The sequence below is a fragment of the Parasutterella muris genome (genome assembly GCF_009767915.1).
Lineage (GTDB): Bacteria > Pseudomonadota > Gammaproteobacteria > Burkholderiales > Burkholderiaceae_F > Parasutterella > Parasutterella muris.
Genome location: NZ_WSRP01000022.1, coordinates 1 through 23566 on the forward strand (window position 1 = coordinate 1; position 23566 = coordinate 23566).

Consider the following 23566-nt stretch of genomic DNA (forward strand, 5'->3'; position numbering starts at 1 on the left):
TGAGTGGCTCAAAAAGCTGCTCGAACTCGATGGGGGCGTCTTTGTGGACACGCCCGCAATTGTACGAAACCTGCATGCATGTGTGGGTGTTCGCCAATTGCTAGAAATGGGAGCACGCTCCCATGAAATCTCGCACGTGAGTGCGAGGTAGTTCATGTTCGCACACTGTCAGAGCTCAGTGCTTCAATACACTCTTTGTCTAATTTGCGATACAGGTGAATTGCTTATGGCGGCATTGCTTCTTGAATCGAATCTTTCTCATGGTCGATACGCAGCTGTTGGTGAAGTCCTAGAAAAACTTGCAAGCGGAAGAGCTCATCCCTCTAATTTAGCGGCAAAGGATCTCTTAGAGGGGCTGAGCTGGTCAGGCAATCGTATCAAAGAGGTCCTGGCTCATCGAATAAAAAACATCTTTTTGGGTTTCTTACGCGGAGCTGAGGTGTCGACAAAATGGGACGGCAGAGACAGTGTTGTCGGAGGACTGATTGCTGTGAACGAAAAGCAAGAGTGTTATTGCATTGATCTTCTCTCGAGAAACTGCATGTCGGACTACTTCTTCAAATATATGTTTTTCGAGACAGGGTTACTTGGCAGTGATCTCTTTGAATTTGCAGAAGGTCAGCCCGTGCGCTGCACTAGTGCTGAGGACGATGCCCCGAGTCTATGCTTACAGTTTAAGGTTAGTGTTTTGATCTAGGGCAATGGTGGAAAAAGATCGTTACGCGTCTGAAATTACGTAAACGCAATCGTAAAAATAACTATAAGAAACCCGAGCGGTATATTTCGATGTGGTACGGAATAACGGCGGGGGCGTTGATCTGAGGGTGGCGGCAATTCACTCCTCCCCGCCTACCACAGTTCAAAGTTTTTATATTCAACATTTACAAAATCTACGATTTTGAGAAATTTTTTAACTTGGGCTGAAGGTTTTCGTGAGTGAAGGACCCCAAAGGGGAGTGTCAGTTCAGTATCAAATGGAATTGTTTTGAGCAATGGATGGGCGAATAACCATGCATCTGTTCCTAATAATAAATTTTGAGAGTTTCCGCAGAGATTTAATACGTCCATTGAGAGGTTCTCAAAAAATTGACAAGGAATCTTAGCTGATGACAGTATGCTTTTTAAGGCATCATAACTTTGGAACCAAGAATGTTTTCTAACCAATACCCCCTCCAGAAAGCTGGATGATAATCGTGTGTTTGGAGTCACATTTATAGAACGCATTGAGGGTGAATAGAATTCAGCTAAGCGCTCTAATGTGATTTGTTTCTCGTTGGATAACTTGTGAGTAGTAGTCATGGAGAGAGTGAAATGTAGCTCTCTAAGTTTTAGGGCTGCACACTTCCTCTCTGTTAAAAAGTTGTCATCGTAGGCACAAAGCAGAATATCAATCTTTCCCTCTGAGCCGAGATGAGTCAGGACGTCCCAGCCTGTTGTCTCATCAGTGTCAAAAGGAATTATTTGCGCTTTAAGGTTAGGGTACTGCTTTATTGCAATTGGCCAAACCTGTGAGAGGAATTTAGCAGAAGCAAAGGGGGAGATGCCAATTCGAATTAAATTGCCATCGCTCCGCTCAATCTCCCTTGCTCTTGACAAGGCTTCCTTTGAGAAAGAGATAAGATATTTTGCATCTTTATATAGAGATTTGCCCGCAGGTGTCAAAGTTAAGCCTGTAGGGCTCCGATCAAATAATTTGAGATTGATTTTTTCTTCTAAGGTCGTGATCTGCTTAAAAAGTGCCTGTGGACTCTTACCAATTAGATATCCGGCTTTCGTAAAGCTTCCGGCGTCGGCTACAGAAATGAAGATGCTTAGATGTTGGGTATCCATATAAAAATTGGTAGTGTTAGAAGGGTTCTGGGATCAAAAATAGACTGATTTAACTTTTAAGTTATTAAATTCTCTATGCCGTTGTCAATTAATAGCTATCAGTGATTTTACATTCTTTATTAAGTTATGTTTTGTCCAGCTAAATATTAGTTTCATATAAGGTTGTCCTAGGATAGTTAGAAATAAATATAATATTTTTATAGATACGCTTTAAATTATATTAATGAGCAATACCAGATAATATTTTATAAAAAAATAATCAATAAATTCAGGTTGATATAATATATTTCTAGCTATTTAATAGTTTATTTTAAACGTTTTAACATTATCGTTTAAATAAAGAATAATTTCTTCATTTTTTTTAGCGTTATCCCTGTTACTAAGTTTTACTAAATATTAAATAATAAAAAAGAGGTTTTACCTCGAAGTGCAGAAATTTATTAGGTGTATTTTCTGCGCAAATTAAATTAATCCATTTTATGGATAACCTAAGGAGAAATGGTTATGAATAAGGCATTTAAAGCTATCTGGAGTGATGCCAGACAATCTTTTGTCACGACCAGTGAGAAACAGAATTCTCACGGCAAAAGAGCAAAGGTATCAGTCGCTATTTGTGCTGCAATGCTTGCGTTTGGCGGAGCTGCTTCTGCCGCCTATGTTGAAACAGGTACGCTAGGAGATAAGGCTTCCTGGGAAACGGCTGAGTATCAGAAAGATTGGGGTTTGGCTGCCATGCACGCTTCCTCAGCATATGCTCTTGGTTTTAACGGCCAGGGCCTGACTGTTGGCGTAATGGATTCTGGAGCACTTCTTTCTCATCCTGATTTAGCCGGTGGAAGAATTACCGGCACGGTTGTTTCCGGCGAATACGGTTCGGATGGCAACAGATATCCTCAGTCCGTTGTGACAGTTATTTATGCCGGACAGGATGTAGAACCTACAAAGGGTCAACCCTTTACAAAGGGAGAAACATTTGAAGTAACGGGCGATTGGATGATGGGTGTTAATGATACACATGGCACTCATGTTACAGGAACTGTAGGCGCGAACAGAGATGGAAACGAAATGCACGGCGTTTCCTGGGGTTCAAATATTATCGTAGGTAATACTGGTGCTACTGATAATAATAACTACGGTCCATTCCAAGATTACGAATACTTCTATCAGGGTTGGAAGGCTTTAGCAGACAAGCTTGTTGCAGATAACGGTGCTGAAAGAGGCGGTGTTATCAACAACTCTTGGGGAACGAATATTCGTATCGGTATCCTTCAGCAATACAAAAATGGCAAATGGACCACGGTTAATTCACTTCCCACAGTCGCAGAAGTACAGGAAGCGATGAAGCAAGCGAATGCCGGTACGGCTGCAGCACCTGTTGAAGGGGATGTTCGTGTTTCATTCAGCGGACATATTCCGACAAATGATGTTGCTCAAGCTGAATACGAGTATTTCTATCACAACAAGATGTACGGCGGAACGAATAAGAGTTTCGTTGATGCAGCTTGGGATGCAGTTAAGGGAACTAAGGTTGTCCAGATTTTCACAACTGGAAACCGCGACTCTAACAATCCCTTCTACAGGCCCTTGTTCCCCTATTTCAATCCTGAAGCAGAGAGCCAGTGGATTGCAGTGGCCGGCTTAAGAAGAGTTGCCGGTAAGGACGGTGCTCCGGACACTTATCGTTTATATGACACATTCAATGAGGCCGGTCTTGGTAAATGGTGGACTGTTGCGGCTCCTGGAGCAAGTATTTATTCGACAAATGTAAATTCGACGACAGGCGCTCCGGGTTATCAGAGTTCCAGCGGAACATCCATGGCAGCACCGCACGTTGCCGGGGCAATGGGCGTTTTGATGTCGCGCTATGCCAGCATGGATGCGACTCAGGTTCGTGATGTGATGTTCACAACTGCTAACCACAAGAACCCTGACGGAACCGATATGCAGGGCTGGAACAATAAGGACGGCTCCACTCCCGCAGAAGGAGAAGTATCGGATGCAATGGGTTGGGGTGTGCCTGATCTTGAAAAAGGCATGTATGGTCCCGGACAGTTCCTGGGCAAATTTGACTACAACCTGAACTCGACTCCGCTTGACGTTTGGACCAATGATATTTCAGAAGTTGCTCTGAAGCAGCGAGAAAAAGAAGACTTGGCATGGATGGAACAGACCAAGAACGGTACTGATCTTTCCGGAGACTACGAACTCGGCGAGAACTTTGTTGTCGGTGACGGAGATGGAGACTTTACTAACCATGTCATTTCTGCCGATGATGCTGAAGCCTGGAGAGCGGCCTATTATCAGAAACGCGCTGAAGCGATTCAAAACAAGATCGACAACGGCTTATATAACGGTTCTCTCGTTAAGCGCGGCGCTGGCACATTAGTGATGACAGGCCAGAACTCCTACACAGGCGGTACGACGGTAGAAGAAGGCCAGCTGTTTGGCTTCACTGAATCCTTCGGCTCCGGTGCTGTCAATGTAAACGGCGGTACATTCGGTGTACTGGCGACATACAATGACCAGTTCACACAGAAAGGAGAACTCCATTCTGTAGTTGGCGGTGTTAGCCGTGCAGAAGCTCAGAAGGCTACAGTTGTCGTTAACGACGGCGGTACATTCGCAGTTATCGCTGATCAGGATGTTCAGCTCAAGAGCCTGACCTTCAACGAAGGTGCTCAGATCACAGTGGGTTCTCTCACAAATGATGCATTCGAACAGGCCTGGGACGGTAATGCACAGGTTGGTACAGTCACAGCCGAAACCCTGGAAGGTGCGAACAACGCTATCGTGACACCGGACTATGCTTTGGTTGACCATACAATCACTGTCGACGGCAATAAGATCACCGGTGTATTAGAGAAGAGCGATAAGACACTTGCTGACTACGCAAACAACGGCAATGGCGTTTCTGTTGCTAATGCTCTGATGGCTGATGAAGCACTTTTCTCCGGTTTAGTCAGTGCAACTAAAGATGAAGCAAGACAGACGATTGCTTCTCTCGCAAACGATATCCATGTCACCGCAAATGCAATGACTGTTGCAAACGGTCAGTCCTTAGTCCGCGCCATTAAGGATCAGGCTATCGGTATTGACGGAGCAGCTCGTGTTGCTGATGTTGATGACGGCCGTGCTCGCCTCTGGATGTCCGCAGTCGGCAACTGGTCGAAGATGGACCGTGCCGGTTCCTCCAAGCTCAAGTCCGACTTCTACACTGGCCTGGTTGGTTTAGAAGCTGATATCAACGTTAATAACAAGGTTGGTGTCTTCTTTGGTGCCGGCAAGACTAAGTTCAAGGGCGGTGCTGATGGCAAGATTGACTCGGATGATCTGCATTTTGGCATCTACGGTCAGTCCAAGATCAGCGATGTTCGCTTGAACTATGGCTTTGCTTATTCTCAGCAGGATAGAGACGCCGGTACAGCTCTGTTCTACAGAAATCAGGCATTTGCTTCTTCGCCGAGCTACAACGCAAAACTTGCTCAGGTCTTCGGTGAAGTGGCCTACACCGGTCTGAATCTTGGTACTGTCAATGTTGAACCGTATGTTGGTTTAGCTTGGATGCATCTGTCCGCTGACGGTTTCAGCACTGATTACGCAGGCGGAAAAGCTTCGACCAGCTTCGACAGCCAGAATCTCGCTGTAACTAATGTTGGTGCTCGCGTTAAAGTGCCGTTTGAAGCCGGTGCTGCAAAACTCAAGGCAGTCGCTGACGTGAACTGGACACAGTACATGGGTGACACACGCGGCAAGTCCACACTTAAACTTGGAAACGGCGCAACAGCTAAGATTCAGAGCGAAAAACTCTCTGCTGTCGCTGCGGTGGGTGTCGGTCTTGAAGCTCAGCTCGGCAAGAGTGCTTCTCTGGGAGTCTCTTACTACGGTGCCTTCGGAAGCAAGATTAAATCCAACGGTGTTGGCGCAACATTCAAGCTTGCCTTCTAAATCCGGCTTTCTCCCTGGGTGACTAGGAGCTTCTGACGAAGCTTAGGCAGAGGACGAAGGATATATCGTCCTCTGCCGATCACCTTCCATTGTCCCAAGTTAATAAGAGAAAAACTATGGATATCATGATTATTCTTCAGATCATTGTCCTGTTGGGCGCGATCTTCATTGGTGTTCGTCTTGGCGGAATCGGCATTGGTTACGCCGGTGGTGCTGGCGTTCTCGTTCTCGGTCTCTGCCTTGGCATGAAACCGGGCAATATCCCCTGGGATGTGATTCTGATTATTGCTTCCGTGATCGCTGCTATCTCTGCGATGCAGCTCGCGGGCGGTCTTAACTATTTGGTCTACATTGCTGAGAAAATTCTCTACAAGAACCCCAAATATATTAACTACCTCGCTCCGGTTGTCACATACGTTCTGACAATTTTTGCCGGTACAGGGCATACAGCTTTCTCGATGATCCCGGTTATCGTCGAAGTCGCCAAAGGCGAAAACGTTCGTCCGTCCGTGCCGCTCTCTATCGCGGTTGTGGCTTCTCAGATTGCAATTACCGCTTCTCCGGTTTCCGCTGCTGTTATTTACATGACAGGTGTTCTGGAACCCTTCGGTTGGAGCTATCCGGCTCTGCTGGGTGTTTGGCTTCTCACTACATTTGCAGGCTGCATGATCACAGCGTTCATCATGACGCTTATCTCTAAGATGGACCTTTCTACAGACCCGATCTATCAGGAAAGACTCAAAGAAGGCTTGGTTAAACCTGCGGTTGGTCTTCATGAAATGAAGATCGATGCCAAGGCCAAACTCTCTGTTTGGATCTTCCTCATCGGTGTTCTCTGCGTTGTGTTCTATGCTTCCGCGATTTCTCCGGCTGTAGGTCTGATCAAAAATGTTGTTGTTCCTCGTGACGCGGCCATTATGAGCCTGATGCTTACAGTCGGTGCTCTTATTACCATCCTCTGCAAAGTCAAACTCGGTGATGTTGCCGGTACATCCGTCTTCAAGTCCGGTATGGTTGCCTGTATCTGTGTTCTCGGCGTTGCATGGCTTGGCGATACATTCGTTTCCGGTCACACCAACGAAATCAAGGCATTCGCTTCTCAGACCATCAGCCAGTACCCAGCTCTGCTTGCCGTTGTATTCTTCTTAGCCGCTATGCTCCTGTACTCTCAGGCTGCTACCGCTAAGGCGATTACTCCGACAGTTGTTGCGGCACTCGGCATCACTGCAGCCAACCCCGATAACGCTTACATGCTGGTTGCCTGCTTCGCTGCTGTTTCCGCTCTGTTCGTTCTCCCGACATACCCGACACTGCTCGGCGCTGTTCAGATGGACGACACCGGTACAACACGCATCGGTAAGTGGGTCTTTAACCACTCCTTCTTCATCCCTGGCGTTCTAGCGATTTTCTTCTCTGTCGCTTTAGGTTTTGTTGTCTGCGGGCTCTTCTAATTAACGGGGGCGCACGCCCCCATTGAGAGATTCAAATGACAGAAGTGATCCTCTTTTGCTTCAAAGCTGGGCTTACAGCTTATGCAGTAACAATGATTCTTCTGATATCGGCATTCTGTTTAGTGCTGATCTATCGATATTTTTATAACTAGATATCCCCTCTGAAAGAAGACGTATCTTGGAAGTATTGGGCAGGCCACACAGTCTTTGTGTTGCTTGCCCTTTTTTTATAACGTATGTTTGTTGGATCTTTGGTAGCCTGTATTTATAAGTTCCACCATTAGGCATATAAACATCATGCAGTTTGACTAATTGAATGTTTGCCTGCAATCTTTCCAAAAACAAAAGCCGAAGTAAGTGCGACGCCGCCCATTCTGTCATGCCCGTGAAGGCCTCCCGAAGCTTCTCCACAAACATAGAGCCCTTCAATGACACTTCCGTCCTTGCGAAGGACTTGCGCATTTTTATTAAATCGAACGCCCCCGCAGCAAAAGTGTACGCAAAGGCGTTCAATGCCGAAGTAATAAGGCGGTACAGAAATAGTTTGAGTAAATCTGTTTTTATGGAAAATCGGATCCTCATTTATCTTTGCATGTCGGTTGTACGTATCAAGCGTTTGAGTAAGTACCGATGGTTCGACATGCATGATCGAAGCCATTTCCTGAACACTGTTGGCTTTTCTAACGACTTGATTCATGAGCTTGATGCCAAGACTTGCGCCTTTACGTGATTGGGAATCCGTAATTGCCCACATTTCTTTATCAGGCTGCTTCAGCACCGCCTCGGAGATTTCCTTCCAAGAGGCGCTTTCGCTTACGAAGCGTTTACCGTGCTTGTTGACGAAAATATCTCCGCCGACATAATCCAGGAGTCGGCCGCCCCAAAAAGGGATGAGCTGAATATATTGAGCATCTTTGAGCGCGGCTCCGAGCGGCTCAGTCATAGTTATTGCGTCTCCGGTTGCTCCGTCATAAGCGTTGCCAAACGGGTTTGCAGTGGTTGCGAATTCCGGGCCAAGTCTGGGATCAAATCTGGTGCGCATTTCTACATTAGCCGTAAATCCTCCTGTCGCAAGAATGACGGCGCCTGCATACATCGGAACGCTTTGATCTTTGCCAAGGGATGCGGTAACGCCCACTACGCGGCCATCTTCTGTAATGAGTGATTCGACTTTTGTATTAAGAAGCAGTTTGGCTCCATGCCTGATTGCGTAGCTGTTGAGCGCCATGACATAGTCATATCCGGCTCTTACCGTATTGGAAATATGACTTCTGGGGAACAGCCCTGCGGCGGTTTGAAGCAGCGTTGGCTCCCACTTTACGCCGACATCTTCCAGCCAATTGATGATCTCAAAGGATCTTTGACAAACGATCTCAGCAAGAGCCGTGTCGTTCTTGTGACCGCCGATTTCAAGCATGTTTTCCAGCATGAGCTCAGGAGAGTCTTTGTACTTTTGACGCTTTGGGTCTACTGCGCTCACATAGCCTGTGGAAACAATGGAATGGCCTCCGATGACGGGACTTTTTTCAAGAATAAGAACGGATTTTGCTCCACTTTGCAAAGAAGAGACTGCGGCGGAAAGCCCTGCGACACCGCTGCCGACAATGATGACATCCCACTTTTTCTTGGCAAAACACAGTCCGGGAGCCATTAAGGCGGATGCCGTACCAATAATTATCTGTCTTCTACTGATCATGATCTTTCTCATCGGTCATGACAAAATAGGCTTTTGAGGCTTCAAGAGAAGAGTGCACGCCCATCTTGTCAAAAGCATTGGCTCTGTGCATTTTTACGGTTGGAACGGCAATATCAAGCCTGGCGCTGATGCCCTTATTGCTAACACCCTGAGCCGCCATCTCGAAGATTTGCTTTTCGCGTTTGGTCAGTGAGTTAAAACGTTTTTCAATTCTATCGCGTTCACTTCTTTCGCCCTGGCTGGTTAGACTCTTTGCGCAAGCCTGCCGTATACAGTCTAAAAGCACGGCCGGCGCAACCGGCTTCTGAAGGAAGTCAAGTGCGCCATGTTTGAGCGTATGGACTGCAGATTCGACATCGCCATGACCGGTCAGAAAAATAATGGGAATCGGATGCGCAACCGTTGATTCAATGTGGTGCTGAAGTTGCAGGCCGGTAAGGTTCGGCATTCTAATGTCGAGAACAAGGCAGCCCGGTTCTATGAAGCGCTCTTCCGCTATGAATTTTTCTGCGCTGCTGAAACCTCTAACTGACCATCCCTTCATAGACAGAAGAACTTTCAGAGACTCTAAAAACTGCGTGTCATCATCAACAAGCCGCACGACGCATTTTTGCTGAAGTCTATTTAATTCATGTGTGTTGTTCATGTTTCAATCTCCAGCTGATCGATTTCCAGAAGAGCAGCAACGCCGCCGCCTTTTCTTTTCCTAAAACTGAGATCGGCCGAATGATGATCAGCGATCGATCGGATAATGGATAACCCGAGTCCCAGACCTTCAGCCTTTACACTCTCTCCGAGTGAGATTAGTCGAGCCATTTGCTCATCTGTCATCACATTCCCGCTGTTTTCGATCTTGAGCTCAAATCTCGAAGACTCGATTCTACTGATCGTTATTTTAATAAAAGGCTTTTGTTTCTTTTCAGCTTCCAATGCCGCATGCGCGCCGTTTCTTAGAAGATTAATAATGAGCAGTTCCAAGGAAACCGGATCCGAACGAACCAAAGCCTTACCAGCTCCATTGAGAAAGTTCACTTTTACAGCGTCATATTCCGGTTCATTTCTCCTGAAAGAGCGAATTGCTTTTTCTGTGATCTCAACAAGGTCACTCGGAATCAGCGGATTCTCTTTCTTTTTGGCAAAATTGCGGACGGACTCAACCAGAGAGTTCAGTCTGCCAACCTGTTGAGCCACATGATTAATAGCGGATAGAACGATGGGGTCTTTTTCTGGACTGACTTCCTGCTTCATTCGTAGGATTTCCAGATAGTTAAGGATTGTTCCGAGCGGCTGTTTAGCTTCGTGAGCGATAATGCTGCTCATTTGCGAGATAACGCCGTTTCGCTCCAAAAGAGCCATTTTCTTTCTCTCGGACTGTAGTGTTTTATCGGCTGCGATTTTATCTTTCAGCGCTTGATGCAGTTCTCGGGTTTTTCTATTTACCAGCCAGTGAAGTCTGAGTTCATTGAGAACAAGGAAAAGAATTAGTCCTAAAGCGGTAAGGATCTCAGTTTTGAACCGTTTGAAAAGTGCTGGGACAGTGTTATCGCGCATGTATGCGTAAGGCCCGAGCTGCAGGTCCTCTAAAAGAGAGCGGACGGCATAATAATTGTCTTCTATAGACCATCGGTAATGGTCAAAATCGGGCATGGCTAATAGGGCAATGGCAACATTCTTGATAATCGTCTCCGGTGTACCTTTAACAGCAACAAAAACCAGATCCGGATAGAGCGCTTCAGTAGAGCGGACGCATTTCAAACTATTGGCATTCTCGTTCTTTTGATTGATAACCTTAATGGAATCCTGACTGATGATTCCGGATCGAACCGCGTTTTCCAGTGTGCAGGTTGAAAGTACTCCAACGTCGGCGGCTCCGACTAACACAGCGTTTAAAACGTCGGGCGTCTGAAATTGAAGGAAACTGACCTTGCTGAAAAATTTATCCGGATTCCAGCCGTTTCTTTTAATTTCACCCAGTGCGGCAAGCCATCCGCCAAGAGAGTTAGGAAGAGAGGCTGCGCAGCTTTTTCCTTTGAGATCCGCAAGATCTTTTATGTCATCTCTGTCGGCCTTGGTAAAGAAGACACTTCCTAAGGTTCTGGCAGGATTTTCTGCTTCAAGAGTACTCCGCGTAACGATGTGCGTCAGAGGAATGTCATGAATGATCTCGACATAAAAATTACTCGGCGCGAAGAAAAAATTCAGCTTAGATTTACGGATTTCCTCAAGCGTGTCCACCGGTGAGATTTGCTCGAGTACAAAATCGTATTGCGGAAGTCTTTGCTGAAGATAATGAAGAGTAGGGTTGAGCGTGTTTTGCTCAATGTTCATTTCCAAACCCTGAGCAAAGCCGACTCGAATAACAGGTCTTTCAGTTTCTGCGGCAGAAGCGAAAAACGCGAAAGCCAAGGCGAACATAAGGATCAACGCATAGATTTTTCGCTTCACCATACGATACCCCTGGCTTCTAAAATGAACTGAAGGGCGGATGCCCTGAAGCATCCGCCTGATAATAGTTACTTGTTGAGGAACTTGACTGCGCTTTCAGCTGCAAGCTTGCCGCTGGTCATAGCCCAAGCCATATTGCCTCCGGGTGGCGAGTCATCGCCCATAGCGCCGCCGACTAATTCACCCGCAGCAAAGAGACCTTTAATCGGCTTGTCCTGCTTGTTCACAACGTTTAGGGTCCTGTCGGTTACGACGCCGCCCATTGTTGTTGCGAAGCGAGGTTGCTGCTCAACGATGTAATAGGGACCTGTGAGCGATACCTGAGTCTTCATGAATTTAGCAGGACGATTAAACTCTTCGTCTTTTCCGTTTTGCACGAAGGTGTTGTAGCGGGCAACTGTTTTCTGAAGTTCGGCTCCGTTAACACCGGCTTTCTTAGCGACAGCCGGGATACTGTCTGCTTTCACGACAATCGGATAACCCTTACCATCCTGAGCCAGCCAGTTGTCCATATCACCTTTACTGATTCCAGTGATATTAAGTTTTGTGAGGAAGGCGTCATATGTCTTCTGATCCATGAGGATGAAGAGTTTTCCGCCTTGTTTCACTTCTTCGTTCTTGATATTGTGGTTTGTATCAAGCTCGCTGATGACACGCTTACCAGCTCTGTTGACCATAATGCCGGAGTTGTCTTCAAAGGCCGCCTTGTTGGACCAGATGGTGGACTTAGCGATGCCGGGAGCGACTTCCATGCCGTTCGGGTAGATCTTGCCGAGATCCATCATTTGCGTCTTGGCACCGATCTTCATGGCCATACGGTGTCCATCGCCGTTTGAACTCTTAACGCCATAGTAAAGAGCATTCTTAAGATTGCCGGTCAGCATGTCTTTATTGGCGCCGAATCCGCCCGTAGTCAGAATAACTGCAGGGGCCTTAATCGTGTAGAGGACGCCGTCATTGCCCTTAGCTTTTACGCCGGTAACTGCGCCATTGTTCAGCGTGATTTCTTCAACCGGGGTGCCAAGCATAACTTTAGCGCCGGATTTTTCGACAGAAGCTTTAAAGTTGCGGGTTGCGCCCTGAGCTCCGTCCACCCATCTCATAACACGCGGTTTGCTGTGTTCGGCTTCATTGGTGAATCCGGCTTTGGTGTTCAGCTGCATTCCGCCGTCGGTTGTTGCCCAGTCAATCATCGAGCCGACATTATGGACATAGAGGTCAAGCATGCGTTTGTCATTTAGACCGTGACCGTTCTTAATGTAGTCCTCAGTCATGATTTCAGGGCTGTCGTCTTTGACGCCGGCATCCTTCTGAATTTTAGAGCCCTGAATAACAACTGTACCGCCGTTTACAGCTGCCGCGCCGCCTGCGAACGGCATCTTTTCAAGGAGGATGACTTTCTTGCCAAGCTGAGAAGCGCGAATTGCGGCAGTTTGTCCTGCAGCGCCGGCACCGACAATTGCGATGTCAGCGTTAAGAGTCTTTTCTTCAGCTTTTTGGGCTTGCTTCTGTACTGTCGTCTGCAAAGCTTCCGGGTTAGCACCTGCCTTGCTGACGCAGGCTGCGATCGCTGCGAGAATTGCCTTGCTGGTAATCGAAGCGCCTGCTACAGCGTTAACAGCTAAAGACTGATTTTTAACAATTGCGGCCGGCACCTGTTCAATGGCCACCGATCCGATTCCCGGTGTTTCTTTGTTAGTGCCGACTTGAATTTTTTCAATCTTGTCCTTGGAGAATGTCACTGTTACCGGGACGTCCCCGCCGTTGCCTTTGGCTGCAGCGGTGTATGTACCGGGTGTGAACTCAACCGCCTGAGCTGCTGACATACTCATTGCCAGCAGAACGGAGACGCTGAGGAGATTTAGCTTTCTTTTCATATGATTTACCTGAAAAGGAGAGAGGCTTTTAAACCTCTCCGGTTAATGGTCCTATTTACCGTTTGGATACATAGCTTTATGGATGGAGTCAAGAATTGTCTTGGCTTCTTCGCTCGGGATCTGACCCGGTGCGGAAGGTTTACCGCCAACCATGCAGAAAGTAATGTCTGAGCCGGTGAATTCACCTGTCATTCTGCTCATTACACCATATTTACCCATTGCCATTGTAAGCATCGGCTTTCTGGAATAATAGTGACGAGTTTTCCATGTCGCATTCATCAGATCAAGTGCGTCGCCGGTGGTATGGGCCATGACCGCGATCTTCAGGATGTCGGAGCCGAGTTCTTCCTGCAGCAGCAGACGACGAATGATTTCAGCTTCAGAAGGAGTCCAGCCGAATTCATGGTCACTCATAACGACCTTAACGCCTTTTTGTTTCGCTTTAGCAACGATCTGTTTGCAGATGTCAGCGTTACGGAACATTTCAATATCGATGAGGTCGATCTTGCCGTTATCAAGAACGTCGAAATAGAAATCACGGTAGAACTCATCGGAAACATGACGGCCGCCGCCTTCAGTCTTGTCACGGAAGGTCATGAGAATCGGTTTGTTTTTGGCGATTTCATAAACTTCTTTTGTGAGCTTTGCAAATTCTTTGCCGGAGATTTCGCCGATGTAATCCGGACGCAGCTCGATCATATCGAGTTCCGGACGATTGTTGTAGTCCTTAACTAGGGCGATGAATGCTTCCGGAGTCTTAGCAGTAGTTGATGCGATGATCTTAGGACGGCCTTCGCCGATTCTGACACCTTTGATCTCCAGAACTTCAACAGGTCCTTTTTCCCAGCCCGGCTCACGATTGACACTGTCAACCGGCATCATTTTTTCGTCACCTTTCAGTTTGGTGCTGGCAAGAGCTGAGCCGGAGAATGCGGCCGCTAAACCTGAAATGCCGGACTGCATGAGGAATCGTCTTTTCATCTGCTTGTCTCCAAATGTTTTAAATGAATAAGTTCATTCTGAAGACAGCAGGCTTTGCTGAATACATCCTTGAGGATGTAAAAGATCAAGACTTAGGGGTTTGGGATGTAGGTAGAAACTCTAATATAAAACTCTGGATTTTGCATCACTTGGGACTAAAAGTTTGCTTCAGTGAAGAAGAACCGGTCTATCTATGGCTTTCGGGCAACCACGGCAAAATGTGTTGGCATTAATCGCTTATCGCGTGTTTCGACGGTTTTTAGGATTTCAGTACTGATGTTTACAAAACCCACTTTAGCGAGGACGGCTTTATCCCAGTCGGGACGGACATGACGGCTAAGGGGAAGATCTTCAGCGATTTCATCAATCACACTGGTTTTGACGCCCAATAGAATGTGCTTACTTTGTTCGGTCTGCGCTTTATGAATATCCGCATAGGTCTTGTCAAACAAATAACAGTAGTGATTCCCGTCAAAAACAAAAAGCCTTCCTCCCGGTTTCAGAACGCGAAACCATTTACGGTAGGCTGATTCCGGATTTTCCAGGTTCCAAACCAGATTCCGACTGACGACAGCATCAAAAGCGTCTGTATCAAAAGGAAGTTTTTGAGCGTCGGTTTGAAGAAATCGAACCTGAGCATCCGGGGTCTCTGAGAGAAGATTCTTTGCTTGCGTCAGCATCTCTTCCGAGTAGTCTGCCGCTGTAACTTTCATGGACAGTGACGACAGAAGTCTCGTGAAAAATCCCGGACCGCACCCGATATCCAGAACTTCAGAACCGACAGGAAGATCGCTGAAAAACGTTCTGTATTCCTCTTCCCGATGATTACGAATTTCTTCGTCAACCTGCATGCGATAGCCTTCAGAACGGCTGTCCCAATAGCGTCGTATTTCTTCAAGATGTTTCATAACGGTCTTATCGGAGTTAAAGTTGTGAGGCCTAAGCTGTTCTTTTCGATCAGACTCTCGATCTGATAGATCGGATCAATGACGGAAGAATGCAGCACGTTCTCCGGACGATCAAGCGCATGCACTTTACCGTCATGCAGAAAGAGAATGGAATCACTGTAGCGGGAGGCAAGCATTAAGTCATGAATAACAAAAAGCGCAATGGCGTCTTTTTCTTTGCAGTATTTAGCAACCGTGTCCATGACCACCAGCTGATGTCGGATATCCAGAGCGCTTGTCGGTTCATCCAGCAGTAAGATCTTTGGCTCCGATACAAAGGCCTGGGCAAGAAAGACGAGTTGTTTTTGTCCGCCGCTCAGACTTTTAACCGGGGTATCGGCTAAAGCTTCCAGTTTTAATTCTCGAATCACGTCGGAGACTTTTTGAAGCTGCTCCTGAGAAACTTTCCACGTGAGCTGTTTGGTTAGACCTAGAAGGATGGTTTCAAAGGCAGTCAGAGAGGACGTAATTTTTTCTAACTGAGGCAGATAAGCAATGTGCGAGCGATCTAAAACTTTTTCTTTGTCGGTGAGGCGAACTTTCCCGCAATAATCATGAAGACCTGCAATACAGCGGATGAGCGTTGTTTTTCCGGCACCGTTTCGACCAAGAATAGCGGTGAGGCGTCCGGAAGAAAACTCTGCATGAACACAGTTCAGGACCGGTTTGCCTTTATATGCGCATGAGAGACTATCAATTTGCAGCGTCGCCATAAGCTACTCCTTTGAGCGCATCAGAAGGAAAAACAGGAACGGTACACCGATTACCGATGTCACAATCCCGACAGGAAGTGTCGCTCCATCAGAGAGCAGCTTGGAAATGACAGATGCTGCCAGCATAAGAATGCTGCCCATGATCGAAGAGCTGATAATTAGAAATCTTTGATCATCTCCCAAAATCATTTTGGTGCAGTGCGGTGCGATTAAACCGACAAAAGCTACAGTGCCGATGAACGCGACAGCGGCAGAAACAAGAATGGAACTGACGAAAAAGACAAACATTCTCAGGCGGTTTGTATTGATTCCTAATCCGTTGGCCCGTTCCGCACCGTCTGCAAAAGCAGTAAGTTTCCACGCGTAAGTCAGAGAAATAAGCATCGCCGCTGTCCACGTGAACGCTGAAACTGAGGCGCTGATCCAGGAACTTCTCTGCAGATTGCCGAATGTCCAGCCTGAGATCACCTGAGCGATTTCCGGGGAAGCGCGATACTGCAGATACTGCTGAAGTGCCTGAAAGAAGAAATTCATGATCACGCCGACAAGGATCAGCGTCGTTGATGTAAGTGAGCGCCGATTACCGAGGTAAAAGATCAGAGTAGAGACGGAAAGCGCCATGACGAGCGCTGAAAGCGATGTGCCGATCCAAACCTGACCTAAAACAGCAAAGCTGAGCGTGATAGAGACCGCCGCACCAAAACTTGCTCCGGCAGTGACGCCAAGCGTGTAGGGGCTTGCTAAAGGGTTGTGCGTGATCGTTTGAATGAGAAGACCGGCTAGGCTGAGAGAAGCACCGACAAAAAGACACGTGAACGTCATCGGAAGGCGAATCTCCCAAATGATGAAGGCGGAAGATGAGCTGCCGTCGGGGCCGTCCAATATTGCCCGCAGAAGGGACGCCGAAGAGATATCTGAGGTCCCAACCTGGATATCAGCGAGTAAAAGAATCAGCATCAGAAGGATTAGCGCAAGCGAAATTAGTACTCGTTTACGGATCCTTCGGCGGTAACTGTCTATCGCAGAACCTGCTGCCATCATCACTTACTGCGCTTTATTCAAATGAATCATAAATGTGCCGTCGTATTTCAGTTCAGGCAGATATGTTTTATAGAAGTCATTCAGATTTTTTTCCGGATCGATGTCTTTGAAAGCTTCGGGATAAAGCGTCTTAGCCATAAACTGAGTAAATGTGTAGTCAGCCATGTTTCTCAGACTTCCGTGATCAACGGCATAAACCTGATTGTTTTTAACCGCGTCGAGCCGGTTCCAGCCCGGGCGCTGTGTGAAAGCAGCAAGCCGCTTCTGTGCATCATCCGCTTTTACGGTAAATCCCATTCTCATTTGATCGCCTTCGGATTTATTGCGCCAAATGCTGCCTCCGATAAAGATAATCTGTGGATTCTGAGAGATGACGTATTCCCTGTCGAGTGCCATATACGGCTGAGGAGAATTTTCTGCGAGATTGGCGGCTTCGATGTTTTTGAGGATAGCGCCCCACAGAACGTCTTTGTTGTAGGAGTTTCCATATCTGCCAACACCTTTACTGGCAGTCTCCATGTAGGCACGCTGGTTTTTCTTGTCCTGAGGCAGGTTCCTTATCGTTTGGTAAACGTGCTCTAGAGAATCCCTGTAGGTTTTATTCTGAGCTGCGGCAATGTCTTCTCGGTTCAGCATCTTGCCGAGGATTTCAGTACTTCTGGTGTGGTTCGCAGTGGTCATAGCGTGATAGTCAAGGACGACCACCTTGATGCCCGCATTTTCAAACGTCTTGATTCTCTGATTGTTTTCTGTGTATTGAGTGCGTCCGATTAGCAGTACATCCGGATGCAGACTCAGAATTTTCTCTGCATTAAGGATATCGTCATGGTAACCGCCGATACTCGGCAACTCTTTCATTTTCGGAAAGGACTGAGTAAAAACCTGGTACTCTCCGAAACGCGTTTCCTCCCAGCCGTCTTTTGTCAGGGCAATTACTTTGTCCAAGCTGGATTTCCCTCCCACCATCATGAAGTTTGCGATGTAATTTGCGACAACGAATGTATTGGGATGCTGATCAAAATGGATAGTCCTTCCTTCAACGTCTGTAATATCAAAACTTTCGGAAGCAACGACAGCAGAGAAAGAAACAGATAGCAGCAATATGGCCAGGATTTTTTTCATTATGTCGGTACTCCTTAATAGAGTTTATTAATGCCTAAAAAAAGGAAAAATAATTCGTATGAGATTTTATAAAATTATCATACAAATAAATTAAAAAACTAAGAATTGACTTAACAACTCAACGAGAAGCCCTATTTTGGTTTGTGTGCGTCTTGGTGTGCGTATCCCTTAGGAGCGGACCGGTTCAATAACTCATTCCGCAATCGGCGGCGTGTGACTTCTTAGCAGAAGTCGCTTCCGATTCGAGGAGAAGTAAAGGCGCTATTATCTGGCAGTTGGCTTAGTGATAATTTCGCTTCTTAAAATTTCTCGGATTTTTAAGATGGCTTGAGGCGTTTCCTGCACAGAATGACCCGAAACAACAACAGTTTCACTTGCAGCGCCGTCAAGGTGAGAACTCCAGTAAGGGACAATTCCGTCAGAAGATTCTTCGAGAGGTCCCTCGGGGTTTTCTCTGCCGATGATCGAGAAGTATTTTACATTTGGTGAGATTTTGAGCTGCTCTAAAATCTTAACGGTTGGGTCCTTAGCCGATAAATTATCAACGCCGGTCATCGAAATTTCTCTTGGAAGTTCTCGTCCGAAAATAGTCAATGCCATCTCGCCCACTGTATTCACGATAGAAAGGGGAAGCTTCACAAAAGAGGCTAAGTATTTCGCCCACGATGCATCCGCGTACGGCGTTCCGCGATGCGGTGCCGCTAAAAAGATTGCGTCGGAGACGCCGCGGAGCGGTTCGAATTTGATAATAGAGGAGAATTTACTGCTCTTCGCACTGAGCTTTGCTCCGGCCGCAGGATATTTTTTCTCAAGTGCATCCAAAAGAACATCTCCGGAGCTGGAAACTAAGAGCCTTGCCAAAATACCGCCCATACTATGACCGATCAGCGTAATGCCGCGGCTCGCAATGTTGGATCTGCTCGGATCGAAGTGGTCAATCGTCTTGTTAATTGCCTCAGCGATCTCATAGCGATTAATTAGGAGCGGTACATTTGTCGGGTAATAGACCTGCCAAATTTGGAAATGATCCCGAAGGATTTTGTCTCCCATAATTTCGTTTGCAGTGTTGACCCATGCTTCCGGGCTGCTGGCCAAGCCGTGAATGAGGATAATTGTCCTCAGGTTTTTCTGATAAGGCCGCATGAGAAAGACGGCCGGTCGATCAATGATCGTACCTCGTCCGAAAATACTCGTAAACGAAGTTACCGCAAAATCCGAGCTTGCTAGCCACAGTCCGTATGCGCCACTGAAATTCGCAGATAACGGAACTCTTGTTTTACCAATCGTGATGCTTCCTGTCGTTGAGGCATCATACGTGGTAATTAGCGCTTCATGAGTCTGAGTAATTTCGGAGAGATTTTTCCCGGGGAAAGAAATCATCGCAGTAATCGCGGAGTAAGGCATCAGGCGCCAAGGCTGATCTTTTTCCTCTTTACCCTCCTTTGCCGAAAGAACCATTCGCGCGCCAAGTCCGTCTTGACTGTATTGGTTCTTGAGACCTTTAAATGAAAGCACGGTATCCGGGATGATATCTGTGATGTGATCCGGTTGGCTGAGTTCCGGAGCGGAGAGTCCTGCAATAGAGATTTCCCAATTCTTTTCTCTGATTGGAAATTGAATGGGTTTGCCTTTAGCGGCAATGTAAAGCTGTTCAATAGCGTTTTGGACTGCAAAGTTATAGTAGTCCTTCACCTGAGTTTGACGGTCTTCGAGTGCTCGGCTACTAATAGTCCTGTCAGAGAAGAAAAGATAAGCGTACGCGTATCGAGCCGCCTCAAGATAATCATTTACCAGCTGAGAGACTAAATTCTCCTCATCAACAAACTCTCTGTTCTGCATCCGAATTTTTGCGTCTTTCTGAGTCTTCATGGCCTTAAAAAGCCACATCTCCGCCAGTGCAGAAAGCTTTTGATCCGTGCCGGTGATTTTGCTATTGGAGACCGTCTTCAGACAGGTGTCGATATTATTTTCGCAGTCGGATAATCCAAGAGCGGTCAGAACTGTGATGTTCTGTTCACTTAAATGTCCCTGAGAAATAACGTCACCGCGTCTTTGCTTCAGGTATTCCTGACTATCAATGCTCGATACCTGAACGGAGGCGCAGCCCGAGAGCAGTAAACAGAACAGAAGACAGATGAACGCTTTCATTTAACGTAGGAACAAGAGAATAGAGCGATTGTACCGAGCAAATCTCCTGGAGTTGCTATGTTCGGCTTTCTTTGTTTTCGTTTTGGGAATTATTGGAAATTTCTTTTGCTTCCGACAAACCCGAGAAAAATGACAGCCGCCAGAATCATTGACGCACCGATCAGCATCGGTGTATTCATCTTTTGTGAGAAAAGCAGCCATGACAAAAGAATAGCTGTCAGTGGTTCAACGGTTTCTAAAACACCAGTAATCGTCGGAAGAATCTTACCCGCACTAATGATGTACAGCATGTAGGCGACAATATGGCCCATGACGGCGACCCAAAAGACAGAGAGAACGGTTAAGAATGTCCAGTCCAGCTTCACCTGCCAGAACGGAAAATATATATTGCTGAGAACGGATGCAAACAACATCGCCCAAGCCATGGAAATCAGCGGTCCGACCTTCCTTACGAGTGCGCGGCTTTGAAGTGTGTAACCCGCACTGAACAAAGGCGCGCCCAAGCCGATTAGGACAGGAAGCCACCGTAAAGAAATCGCAGAAAAGTTTCCCTTCGTCGCCAATAGGGATACACCTGCAAGAGCCAGTCCGCAGCAAAGAATTTGAGAAACAGTAGGGCGGACAGAAGCAAATATCAGCAGTCCCATAATGCAAAACGGGCGTGTCGCAGCAATGACCGCTGCAGTTTCCGCGTTTGAGTATTTCACGCATACGTAGAAGCTGACCTCTGTGAGCAGTAAAAGCAAACCAAAAATCATCATCTGTCCGATATTCCACGGACTTTTAAGTACAGCAAAGGTTTCCTGCGGAGAACGAACCAAAGCAGCCGCAAAGAGAAGCACCGTGGATAGCAGCATTGTCAGCGAGATAAAGGGTGCCGGGGTCAGTTTCGCCGTATGCAGAAGATATTGAGAGGCAATGTCCATCGTGCCCCAAAAGAATCCTGATAAAACTCCGCAAATGACGCCGACTGTCCCGATATTCATTTTTACCTCCGCTTATGAATGGAGTTATAGGGCTCGCAGGACGATTAAAGGCACACGATTATTATTTTTTGGGTATAAAGTTTCTGTATATCTCTTAGGCCGAGAAGGCTTTTGGGCGCCTATCGGATGATTTATCGAATTAGGCGGTTGAGGATGAGAACAGAAGAAGCGGGCGCTGAATGCGCCCGCGATGTCAGGTTATCCCATCACCTGCTTCAGTCGACCGATATATTCACGGATTGGATTAACCGCTTCAGCTCCTTTTTCTTCCAGCAGCTGAAGCAGCGGAGCTCCGATGACAATTCCATCAGCAAACTGCAGAACCTCTTGAATCTGTTCCAACTCAAGCCCGTTTGCATCAATGCAGCAGGGGATTTGCGGGTTGGCATCCTTTGCTTCGCAAACCATTGCTTTGAGCTTTGAGCAGACATCCTCTTCAGAATTCGTCGCATCTGGTGCGGCAATACCGTAAAGGAATCCTTCAGCTTCGGAAGCAATCTTTGGGACTCTCTTTCCTGAGGAAGTCGAAAGCATTGAAATTAGTTCGACTCCGTATTTTCTGCAGAGCGGAGCAAAGTCATCCTTTTCCTCAAAAGGTACATCCGGAAGTAAGAGCCCTTTAATTCCGGTTTCCTGACATCTTTTTAAAAAGCGTTCTGTTCCATAGCCAAAAACCACATTAGCGTAAGTCATGATGACAAAGGGCGCTTTTATTTCGGACTGAAGTTTCTCAGCCATGCTGAACACTTTATCCGTGGTTACGCCGCCCTTAAGTGCCCGAGCGCTGGCTCTTTGGGCAATCGGAGGCTCTCCGGCCGGATCAGAAAAAGGAATACCAAGTTCAATAATGTCGGCCCCTGTCTGATCGACAGTCTTGATAACATCAGCTGTCACGGCTAAATCAGGATCTCCACACGTAATGTAAGGAATGAGAACTTTGCCGTTTTTAAAAGTCTGAGCAATATTATTCATGGATGTTTTCTCCTCTGTAGCGGGCGATAGCGGCGCAGTCCTTGTCTCCTCGTCCGGAAATGTTGATCACGATGATTTGGTCTTTGTTCATAGTCGGTGCAAGTTTGCGTGCGTAGGCGACCGCATGAGACGATTCAATTGCAGGAATGATGCCTTCACACTTGGATAAATACTCGAATGCGTCGACAGCCTCGTCATCTGTAATACCTACATACTGAGCTCTGCCGCTGTCGTAAAGATATGAGTGCTCAGGCCCGACGCCGGGATAGTCCAGTCCGGCAGAGATACAGTAAACAGGAGCAATCTGTCCGAATTCATCCTGACAGAAATAACTCTTCATCCCGTGGAAGATTCCGGTGCGTCCTGTACAAATGGTCGCAGCTGTCTCCGCTGTATCAACTCCTCTTCCTGCCCCTTCGACACCGATAAGCTGTACTTCTTTATCCTCGATGAAGTTATAGAAAGCGCCGATCGCGTTGCTTCCGCCGCCGACACAGGCAATAACCGCATCAGGGAGCCTGCCTTCTTTTTCTAGGATTTGCTCCTTAGTTTCCTTGGAAATTACTGCTTGAAAATCGCGAACCATGGTTGGGAACGGGTGAGGGCCGACAGCTGAACCCAAACAGTAATGGGTATCTTTCAAGCGGCAAGTCCATTCTCCCAGTGCCTCGTTGACCGCATCCTTCAGGGTGGCTGTTCCTGATGTCACGGCAATGACTTCTGCGCCGAGAAGCTTCATACGATAGACATTTAAAGCCTGACGTTCCGTGTCTTCTTTACCCATATAGACAACACATTCCATACCGAGTAAAGCTGCAGCGGTTGCTGTTGCCACGCCATGCTGACCCGCACCGGTTTCAGCTAGTAAACGGGTTTTGCCCATTTTCTTAGCAAGGAGCGCCTGACCTAAAACATTGTTGATTTTGTGCGCGCCCGTATGGTTTAAATCTTCGCGTTTAAGATAAATCTTTGCGCCGCCGAGATCCTCGGTCATTCGTTTTGCGAAATAAAGACGGGACGGTCTTCCCGCATATTCGTTCAGCAGCTCCTGCAGTTCTTTGTTGAATTCTGGATCATTTTTATAATGATCGTAAGCCTCCTCGAGCTCCTCAAGAGCGCTCATTAGAAGTTCCGGTACGTACTGTCCGCCGTGTATTCCAAATCGTCCTTTTTGCATTTTGAATTCCTTTTTTCTATCAGTAAGTTTGGTGATCATCTGCGTAAAACTCTTGCAGGAGAAGTCGTGGATAAAACCTCTTGCGGCAAAGGGTCACGACTGAAGACAAAGCAAGTACGGGTTAGGGCCGCTATTGCTTCTTTAGGGAATAGAGAATCTCTGGCGCGCTCACGGACGGAGCGGAAGGCTTCTCGGCACAGATTAGATCTAAATTTCAGCATCGATATTCACCTCG

The 23566-nt window shown here is 47.0% G+C and carries 17 protein-coding genes; 3 read left to right on the plus strand and 14 right to left on the minus strand.

Features of this window, described 5'->3' with window-relative positions:
- Nucleotides 1-154: 154 nt before the first annotated feature.
- Nucleotides 155-697, plus strand: a complete 543-nt coding sequence (locus tag E5987_RS07805; protein ID WP_160335537.1) for an HpaII family restriction endonuclease — start codon at nt 155-157, stop codon at nt 695-697.
- A gap of 152 nt (nt 698-849) precedes the next feature.
- Here E5987_RS07805 and E5987_RS07810 read toward each other — a convergent pair whose 3' ends face one another.
- Nucleotides 850-1830: a LysR family transcriptional regulator gene (locus E5987_RS07810; RefSeq protein WP_160335538.1), complete on the minus strand. Its 981-nt coding sequence runs from the start codon at nt 1828-1830 to the stop codon at nt 850-852.
- A gap of 504 nt (nt 1831-2334) precedes the next feature.
- On the opposite strand from E5987_RS07810, the gene E5987_RS07815 reads away from it, so the two are divergent.
- Nucleotides 2335-5775, plus strand: coding sequence for an autotransporter domain-containing protein (locus tag E5987_RS07815; RefSeq protein WP_160335539.1), 3441 nt, complete (start codon nt 2335-2337; stop codon nt 5773-5775).
- A 116-nt stretch (nt 5776-5891) separates the two neighbouring features.
- Nucleotides 5892-7226, plus strand: coding sequence for an anaerobic C4-dicarboxylate transporter (locus E5987_RS07820; RefSeq protein ID WP_160335540.1), 1335 nt, complete (start codon nt 5892-5894; stop codon nt 7224-7226).
- Between the two features lie 295 nt (nt 7227-7521).
- Here E5987_RS07820 and E5987_RS07825 read toward each other — a convergent pair whose 3' ends face one another.
- The 13 genes from E5987_RS07825 to trpB all read right to left on the minus strand — a co-directional run bounded on the left by E5987_RS07825 (nt 7522) and on the right by trpB (nt 23331).
- The gene (locus E5987_RS07825; protein WP_160335541.1) at nt 7522-8922 is read right to left on the minus strand and encodes an FAD-dependent oxidoreductase; all 1401 of its coding nucleotides are present in this window, start codon (nt 8920-8922) and stop codon (nt 7522-7524) included.
- On the minus strand, nt 8912-9568 hold the full coding sequence (locus tag E5987_RS07830) for a response regulator transcription factor (RefSeq protein ID WP_160335542.1): 657 nt from the start codon (nt 9566-9568) through the stop codon (nt 8912-8914). The genes E5987_RS07825 and E5987_RS07830 overlap by 11 nt, the downstream gene beginning before the upstream one ends.
- Nucleotides 9565-11370: a sensor histidine kinase gene (locus E5987_RS07835; protein ID WP_160335543.1), complete on the minus strand. Its 1806-nt coding sequence runs from the start codon at nt 11368-11370 to the stop codon at nt 9565-9567. The genes E5987_RS07830 and E5987_RS07835 overlap by 4 nt, the downstream gene beginning before the upstream one ends.
- A 65-nt stretch (nt 11371-11435) precedes the next feature.
- Complete coding sequence (locus E5987_RS07840) at nt 11436-13244, minus strand: FAD-dependent oxidoreductase (protein WP_160335544.1); 1809 nt, start codon at nt 13242-13244, stop codon at nt 11436-11438.
- A 51-nt stretch (nt 13245-13295) separates the two neighbouring features.
- A complete protein-coding gene (gene aroD, locus E5987_RS07845) occupies nt 13296-14225 on the minus strand; it encodes a type I 3-dehydroquinate dehydratase (RefSeq protein ID WP_160335545.1) in 930 nt (309 codons plus the stop codon).
- A gap of 191 nt (nt 14226-14416) precedes the next feature.
- Nucleotides 14417-15133, minus strand: a complete 717-nt coding sequence (locus E5987_RS07850; RefSeq protein WP_160335546.1) for a class I SAM-dependent methyltransferase — start codon at nt 15131-15133, stop codon at nt 14417-14419.
- Complete coding sequence (locus E5987_RS07855; protein ID WP_160335547.1) at nt 15130-15885, minus strand: ABC transporter ATP-binding protein; 756 nt, start codon at nt 15883-15885, stop codon at nt 15130-15132. Before E5987_RS07855 ends, E5987_RS07850 begins: the two co-directional genes overlap by 4 nt.
- Before the next feature lie 3 nt (nt 15886-15888).
- Nucleotides 15889-16923: a FecCD family ABC transporter permease gene (locus E5987_RS07860; protein WP_160335548.1), complete on the minus strand. Its 1035-nt coding sequence runs from the start codon at nt 16921-16923 to the stop codon at nt 15889-15891.
- A 6-nt stretch (nt 16924-16929) separates the two neighbouring features.
- Nucleotides 16930-18048, minus strand: a complete 1119-nt coding sequence (locus E5987_RS07865) for an ABC transporter substrate-binding protein (RefSeq protein WP_202074586.1) — start codon at nt 18046-18048, stop codon at nt 16930-16932.
- Nucleotides 18049-18312: 264 nt separating this feature from the next.
- Complete coding sequence (locus E5987_RS07870) at nt 18313-20196, minus strand: lipase family alpha/beta hydrolase (protein WP_160335549.1); 1884 nt, start codon at nt 20194-20196, stop codon at nt 18313-18315.
- A gap of 89 nt (nt 20197-20285) precedes the next feature.
- A complete protein-coding gene (locus E5987_RS07875; RefSeq protein WP_160335550.1) occupies nt 20286-21182 on the minus strand; it encodes a DMT family transporter in 897 nt (298 codons plus the stop codon).
- 198 nt (nt 21183-21380) lie between these two features.
- Nucleotides 21381-22154 (minus strand): tryptophan synthase subunit alpha, encoded by a 774-nt coding sequence (trpA, locus tag E5987_RS07880; protein ID WP_160335551.1) that lies wholly within the window; start codon nt 22152-22154, stop codon nt 21381-21383.
- Entirely contained in the window at nt 22147-23331 is a 1185-nt protein-coding gene (gene trpB, locus E5987_RS07885; protein ID WP_160335552.1) for a tryptophan synthase subunit beta, read from the minus strand. The genes trpA and trpB overlap by 8 nt, the downstream gene beginning before the upstream one ends.
- Nucleotides 23332-23566: the final 235 nt, after the last annotated feature.

What these genes read in the sequence shown, in the direction of transcription:
- E5987_RS07860 (WP_160335548.1), bottom strand. Translation starts at nt 16,923, where the DNA reads ATGGCAGCAGGTTCTGCGATAGACAGTTACCGCCGAAGGATCCGTAAA.
- E5987_RS07855 (WP_160335547.1), bottom strand. Translation starts at nt 15,885, where the DNA reads ATGGCGACGCTGCAAATTGATAGTCTCTCATGCGCATATAAAGGCAAA.
- trpB (WP_160335552.1), bottom strand. Translation starts at nt 23,331, where the DNA reads ATGCAAAAAGGACGATTTGGAATACACGGCGGACAGTACGTACCGGAA.
- trpA (WP_160335551.1), bottom strand. Translation starts at nt 22,154, where the DNA reads ATGAATAATATTGCTCAGACTTTTAAAAACGGCAAAGTTCTCATTCCT.
- E5987_RS07805 (WP_160335537.1), top strand. Translation starts at nt 155, where the DNA reads ATGTTCGCACACTGTCAGAGCTCAGTGCTTCAATACACTCTTTGTCTA.
- E5987_RS07840 (WP_160335544.1), bottom strand. Translation starts at nt 13,244, where the DNA reads ATGAAAAGAAAGCTAAATCTCCTCAGCGTCTCCGTTCTGCTGGCAATG.
- E5987_RS07870 (WP_160335549.1), bottom strand. Translation starts at nt 20,196, where the DNA reads ATGAAAGCGTTCATCTGTCTTCTGTTCTGTTTACTGCTCTCGGGCTGC.
- E5987_RS07815 (WP_160335539.1), top strand. Translation starts at nt 2,335, where the DNA reads ATGAATAAGGCATTTAAAGCTATCTGGAGTGATGCCAGACAATCTTTT.
- E5987_RS07820 (WP_160335540.1), top strand. Translation starts at nt 5,892, where the DNA reads ATGGATATCATGATTATTCTTCAGATCATTGTCCTGTTGGGCGCGATC.
- aroD (WP_160335545.1), bottom strand. Translation starts at nt 14,225, where the DNA reads ATGAAAAGACGATTCCTCATGCAGTCCGGCATTTCAGGTTTAGCGGCC.
- E5987_RS07830 (WP_160335542.1), bottom strand. Translation starts at nt 9,568, where the DNA reads ATGAACAACACACATGAATTAAATAGACTTCAGCAAAAATGCGTCGTG.
- E5987_RS07875 (WP_160335550.1), bottom strand. Translation starts at nt 21,182, where the DNA reads ATGAATATCGGGACAGTCGGCGTCATTTGCGGAGTTTTATCAGGATTC.
- E5987_RS07825 (WP_160335541.1), bottom strand. Translation starts at nt 8,922, where the DNA reads ATGATCAGTAGAAGACAGATAATTATTGGTACGGCATCCGCCTTAATG.
- E5987_RS07865 (WP_202074586.1), bottom strand. Translation starts at nt 18,048, where the DNA reads ATGAAAAAAATCCTGGCCATATTGCTGCTATCTGTTTCTTTCTCTGCT.
- E5987_RS07850 (WP_160335546.1), bottom strand. Translation starts at nt 15,133, where the DNA reads ATGAAACATCTTGAAGAAATACGACGCTATTGGGACAGCCGTTCTGAA.
- E5987_RS07835 (WP_160335543.1), bottom strand. Translation starts at nt 11,370, where the DNA reads ATGGTGAAGCGAAAAATCTATGCGTTGATCCTTATGTTCGCCTTGGCT.
- E5987_RS07810 (WP_160335538.1), bottom strand. Translation starts at nt 1,830, where the DNA reads ATGGATACCCAACATCTAAGCATCTTCATTTCTGTAGCCGACGCCGGA.